Source organism: Mesorhizobium sp. M7A.F.Ca.ET.027.03.2.1, assembly GCF_003999175.1.
Lineage (GTDB): Bacteria > Pseudomonadota > Alphaproteobacteria > Rhizobiales > Rhizobiaceae > Mesorhizobium.
Genome location: NZ_RZOM01000338.1, coordinates 1 through 5,580, shown reverse-complemented (window position 1 = coordinate 5,580; position 5,580 = coordinate 1). Strand labels below are relative to the sequence as shown.

5 protein-coding genes are annotated in these 5,580 nt (G+C 58.9%); 3 read left to right on the top strand and 2 right to left on the bottom strand.

Annotated elements, in window-relative coordinates; all coding sequences use genetic code 11:
• Window positions 1-651, bottom strand: a 651-nt coding sequence (locus EN750_RS16380) for an alpha/beta hydrolase (RefSeq protein WP_145967704.1), incomplete at its 3' end; no start/stop codon positions are given.
• 150 nt (window positions 652-801) lie between these two features.
• On the opposite strand from EN750_RS16380, the gene EN750_RS16375 reads away from it, so the two are divergent.
• The gene (locus EN750_RS16375) at window positions 802-1,230 is read left to right on the top strand and encodes a MarR family transcriptional regulator (protein ID WP_127397024.1); all 429 of its coding nucleotides are present in this window, start codon (window positions 802-804) and stop codon (window positions 1,228-1,230) included.
• A gap of 85 nt (window positions 1,231-1,315) precedes the next feature.
• Here EN750_RS16375 and EN750_RS16370 read toward each other — a convergent pair whose 3' ends face one another.
• The gene (locus EN750_RS16370) at window positions 1,316-3,322 is read right to left on the bottom strand and encodes an EAL domain-containing protein (RefSeq protein WP_127397023.1); all 2,007 of its coding nucleotides are present in this window, start codon (window positions 3,320-3,322) and stop codon (window positions 1,316-1,318) included.
• 294 nt (window positions 3,323-3,616) lie between these two features.
• On the opposite strand from EN750_RS16370, the gene EN750_RS16365 reads away from it, so the two are divergent.
• Complete coding sequence (locus EN750_RS16365; protein ID WP_127397022.1) at window positions 3,617-4,651, top strand: class I SAM-dependent methyltransferase; 1,035 nt, start codon at window positions 3,617-3,619, stop codon at window positions 4,649-4,651.
• Between the two features lie 247 nt (window positions 4,652-4,898).
• Window positions 4,899-5,540, top strand: coding sequence for a 50S ribosomal protein L25/general stress protein Ctc (locus EN750_RS16355; RefSeq protein ID WP_127270548.1), 642 nt, complete (start codon window positions 4,899-4,901; stop codon window positions 5,538-5,540).
• Window positions 5,541-5,580 lie beyond the last annotated feature (40 nt).

Here is a 5,580-nt window from a genome sequence, read left to right as displayed (position 1 = left end):
GAAGTCGGTTTCCGAGAAAGCCTTGATACAATCATAATGCGCCTTGGTGCCGCCCATCATGCCCTGGCGCCACCAATTGTCGATGACGCCCTGCGAGATGTCCGCGCCCGGACGGTTGAACCCGTAGAACGGACCTGATGGAACGTCGCGGAAGAACTGGGCGCGATTGGCTGCCTGGGCGGAGCGGAAGCCGTCGAACACTTCGATCGGCAGGCCGCCGGGATTGGCGGCAGTCTTGAGCATGATTGGCGGCACCGCGCCGATCAGCACCGCCTTGGCGACACGGCCGCCGGCGCCATAGTTGGCAACATAGCGCGCCACTTCGCCGCCGCCGGTCGAATGTCCGACATGAATGGCATTCTTGAGGTCAAGATAAGCGGCGAGTTCCGCGACATCGGCGGCATAGGTGTCCATTTCGTTGCCGATATCCGTCTGGGTCGAGCGCCCATGGCCACGCCGATCATGGGCAATGACACGGTAGCCTTGCGACAGGAAGAACAGCATCTGGGCGTCCCAATCGTCGCTGCTCAACGGCCAGCCATGATGGAAGACGACAGGCTGCCCGGTCCCCCAGTCCTTGTAGTAAATCTGCGTTCCGTCCTTGGTGGTGATCGTACCGCTGCCGGAGCCGGGCTTGGTTTGCGAGGTCATCTCAATCTCCTTTGGTTATGTCCGCAATAAACAATATCGCGATAACCATATAGCTAACGCGGCCCAAAACCCTTGTCCACAAAAATATGTATCGCGATATTATTTTTCGTGGTATCGAATTGATGCCCATATTGGCAAAAGGAATGCGCCGTGCCTCTCCCGTTGGACAATCAGCTCTGTTTCACGCTCTACGCCACCAGCATGGCGATCAACCGCACCTACAAGCCGATGCTGGACGATATGGGCATCACCTATCCGCAGTACCTGGTACTGAACGCGCTTGGAGAGGCCGACGGCATGTCGGTCGGCACGATCGCCCACAGGCTCGCTCTGGAATCGAGCACCGTCACGCCGCTGGTGAAGCGAATGGAGCAGGCCGGGCTGGTGACGCGCCAGCGCAGCCAGACCGACGAGCGCCAGGTGCAGGTCGATCTGACATCAGCCGGGCGCGGGCTGCTTGTCCAGTGCAACTGTCTGAACGAGACCTTGGTCGAACGCTCGGGCATGACGCTGGCCGAGCTCGATGCCTTGAACCGGCAGATCCAGGCGCTACGCAACGCGTTGACCGGCGACCGCTAGCCCCTTGCTTGGCCCTGTCATGGATTGATTGCAATCAGCACGGCTTTTGACGGCGGCTAAGCCAAACGTCGGACAGAGGCCATCATCATGCGGACTTAAGCACGGCAAATGACCGTTTGCGCATGGCCCGCTTTGCCTGGAAACTGACAGCGGGAGCGGGGCGGCCGACATGGAAGCCCTGGATCTTGTCTATGCCGAATTCGCGCATCAAAGCCATCTGTTCGTCGGTTTCCACCCCTTCGACCAGGATCTTGTGGCCGCGATTTCGAACCAGGGTGATGATGTCCTGCAGCATCGCCTTGCCGCTCAGGGAGCTGCAGTCGTGCAGAAAAGAGCGGTCGATCTTCACCGTGTCGAAATCGATCAGGCGAAGCCACGAAAGGCCCGCAAAGCCGGTCCCGAAATCATCAAGCCATATCTTGATCCCGAGCAGCTTCAGGTCGCTGATGCAGCGCAGAATGTCCGAGTGCATCTCCATCTCCAGCCCTTCGGTGATCTCGAAGGCCAGCCTGCTGCCGGCGACGCCGGTTTCGCCCAGAATGGTCGCGACAGACGTTGCGAAGCCAGGTGTCTTAAGCTGGATCGGAGAGACGTTGACGCTGACGACACGGACGTGGTCGTCCGCCAGGAGCTCGGCGCACACCGTCCTTATCGCCCAGCGCCCGAGTTCCAGGATCGCGCCGGTTCGTTCCGCGACGGGAATGAACAGGCTCGGCGGAACCGATGTGCCATCCAGCATTTTGAGGCGCATCAGAGCCTCCACCGCTTCAACCCGGTCCGATTTGACATCCTGGATAGGCTGATAAACCAGTGAAACGAGATTCTGGCCGATCGCGATCTTCAGCAAGGCCGCAATGTTCTCGCTCTCGTCGCTGCTTTGCGGATCGGTTGGGTCGAACAGCCGGGCACAGTTTCGGCCGCCGGCTTTTGCCAGATAAAGCGCGCGATCGGCCTCGTGGATGATCTTCTCCAGCTTGGCCCCGGTCTGCGTCCTGGTGAATGCGGCACCAACGCTCACGGTTACGATCGAGACGCCGTCGCGCCGCAGTTCGTGCGTCAGAGCCAGGTTCTCCACTGTGCTGCAAATGGCTTCCGCGATGTCCAGGATCTGCTCTTTTTTCTCCATGCGAGCCAGGACGATGAACTCTTCACCGCCATAGCGGCCGATGGAGCCATTATACTGTTTGATCATATCGCTAAGGGCATTGGCGACATGGATCAGGCAGCGGTCGCCTTCTTGATGGCCGTAGCAGTCATTGAATTTCTTGAAGAAGTCCACGTCGATGAGGATCGCCCCGAAGCTGGTGCCTACCTTTTGCCATTCGCTCCAGTAGTCCCGCAGCTTTTCGTCGATCGCGCGCCGGTTCTCCAGACCCGTCAGCGGATCGGTCCGCGACAACCTCAGCAGGGCCTTGCCGCGTTCGGTCGCCTCATTGTGCTGGATCTTGGCTTCCAGGGCATTCAGGAAGACGTTGTAGCGTTCCTCATTCAGCTTCCAGTTCACATACGAGGTGAACGTGAAACAGGAAATATAAAAAGCCCCGAATACCATTTTATATGTAAGGGTTGAAGGAACGAAATAATTCACGATGTAAAGTATGCACAATATTATTGCGGAAGTTACGATGGAAAGCTTGAAGTTGAACGTAAAGAAAAGATTTGCGCTCATCATGAATATGGTCCCGAAGACCATATAGTAGGAGACGCTTTCCTTGTCCGCGCCAAGAACCGCTGGGCACAACCAACCAACATAGCCGAAGATGATGGCTCCGGCGCAGGTCACGTCGAGCCATTCCGTTCCAATCCCCCGGCGAAGCTGTGCTTCGAGGATCAAAAGCGCGCTCAAGCCGACCGCGAAGCGCGCCGTGATCGTGTAGGCGGCAACGTCCGGGATCAGCAGCAGATCCGTTGCCGAAAACAAGAGATAGATCGCAACCGCAATCCAGAGCCCTGGCCTGGCTTCTCCTCTTCGCGTCGCCTGCGCTTCGGTGCGGTAAAGGGTGCGGAGCTCGTCGGCGCTCAGTTCATAGCGCGGCTCGTACGGCTCCGCATCAACCGTATCAACCAATACGGAGGACAGGTGTTCGTTCATCACAATAGACCCCGTTTGAAAGGGATTTTGTTTTCCGAACTCATTTCCAGCTTCTGCCCCCACGCGGGCCGGCTCCTTTGGGACGCGACGGCGATTGCGACGCCGGGCAAACAAATGCAATCGCGCAAGACAAGTTTCCGTTAACTCGAACCCGGAATTCGGGCCGGAAGCCGTCTAAAGAGGAACATGGTTGGCGGGAAATTAATCATAACGATAAAATGCCGTCAGCCCGACATTGGCAAATGGAGCATTCTACGCAATAAGTTAACCGACTGTTAACTATGGAGTGATGGCGTGCAGACCGTTCTTGATGGCAAAAGCTTGATTACTGCCGCGATGCTCGCCGGCACGCTGCCTCGGGGAAAGCTCGAGCATCATGGCGAAGCGTTCGAAACCGCGCGCGCGGAGCTGGCGCTCATTCTCCACGCGACACAGCAGCAGATCGAACAGGACAAGAACCCCGCCGAGATCGTCGGTCGCTTGCTGTCCTTCCTCAATGGCCTGCATTCCAAGGTTCATCCCGACGTCTGGCATGCGTTGATACCGGTGGCGCAGAACCATCCGATCCTGAAGTATTTTCTCGAGGATCCGCTGACGCACTGGTCCTTCACCAAGCCCAGGGGCTATTCCGGCGACGCGCAGTTGCTTGATTACATCTATTGCGACCCGCACGTGGCAGAGAGCGTGGCCAATGCCTCGGAGATCGGCAAGGCGCTCTATAGCCATACCCAGAACGTACCCTCATGCGTCGCGGCACGGGAACGACGCGACCTCCTGACCCGATATGTCGACGAGATTGCGGTCAAGAATGGACCGCAAACCGAGGTCCTGGCGATCGCGGCCGGCCATTTGCGGGAGGCCAATCGCTCGGTAGCCTTGACGGAGGGCCGTCTCAAGCGCTGGATTGCGCTCGATCAGGATCCCCAGAGCGTTGGGCTGATCGCGCGCGACTTCCAGGGCACCGCGGTCGAAGCCATCGACGGCTCGGTGCGAACCGTGCTCACGCGGGGCCACAAGCTCGGCAAGTTCGATTTCATCTATGCCTCCGGCCTCTACGACTACCTCGCCCACAACGTCGCGGTGAAACTCACGAAGACCTGCCTGCAGATGTTGAAGCCGAACGGGACGTTCCTGTTTGCGAACTACGCCGAGGGCACGCCTGACGCCGGCTACCGGGAGACATTCATGGACTGGGTGTTGCTGCTGCGATCGGAGGTCGATATGTGGAACATCGTCAATGCCAGCGTCGACCGCAACACCGTCGAGGCGCGGGTGTTCTTCGGCGAGAACCGCAACGTGCTTTATGCCGTCATCGAAAAGCGCGGATAGCGACCGCCTGGACTGCACCAGGCTGGGCGTGCCTTTGGCTTGCACCTCCGGCCGCCTTCCGCTATAGAGCCGCCACCCGCGTAGACACCCTTGGAGGCAACGCGGCGGAAGGCCGCCTTCCCGCATGATCCCGAAAAGTGGATTCCGGTTTTCGGACCAGATCATGCATGGGTATGTCGGCTTTCGACGTTTACGGTCCAGGCACTCTGCCAACCGTGAGCGCTCCAGTAAACCGAAAGGAAATGCCATGAGCCACGACACTTACGAGCTCAAGGCCGAAGCACGCGAACAGGTCGGTAAGGGGTCCGCCCGTGCAGTTCGCCGCAACGGTAAAGTGCCTGCAGTAATCTATGGTGACAAGCAGCCTCCCCTGGCTATCGCGCTCACCTACAAGGACATCTACTACAAGATCCATGGCGGCGGGTTCCTGACCACGATCGCCACGATCGATGTCGACGGCAAGAAGATCCAGGTCCTGCCGAAGGACTTCCAGCTCGACCCGGTCAAGGATTTCCCTGTCCATGTCGACTTCCTGCGCATCGGCAAGGACACCGAAGTCAATGTCGACGTGCCTGTCCACTTCATCAACGAGGACAAGTCGCCCGGCATCAAGCGCGGCGGCGTGCTCAACATCGTGCGTCACGAAGTCGAGTTCCACTGCCCGGCCAATGCGATCCCGGAGTTCATCACCGTCGATCTCACCGGCGCCAACATCGGCGACTCGATCCACATCTCGGCGGTCAAGCTGCCGGCTGGCGTCAAGCCTGTGATCTCCGACCGCGACTTCACCATCGCGACCATTGCCGGTTCGTCGGCGATGAAGCCGGAGACGGAAGAGACGGCTGAAGCGGCTGCACCTGAGGCAGCTCCTGCCGCCGACGAGAAGTAACTCTTTCACGCCCGGAGCAGGCGATGCTGCTGTTTGCAGG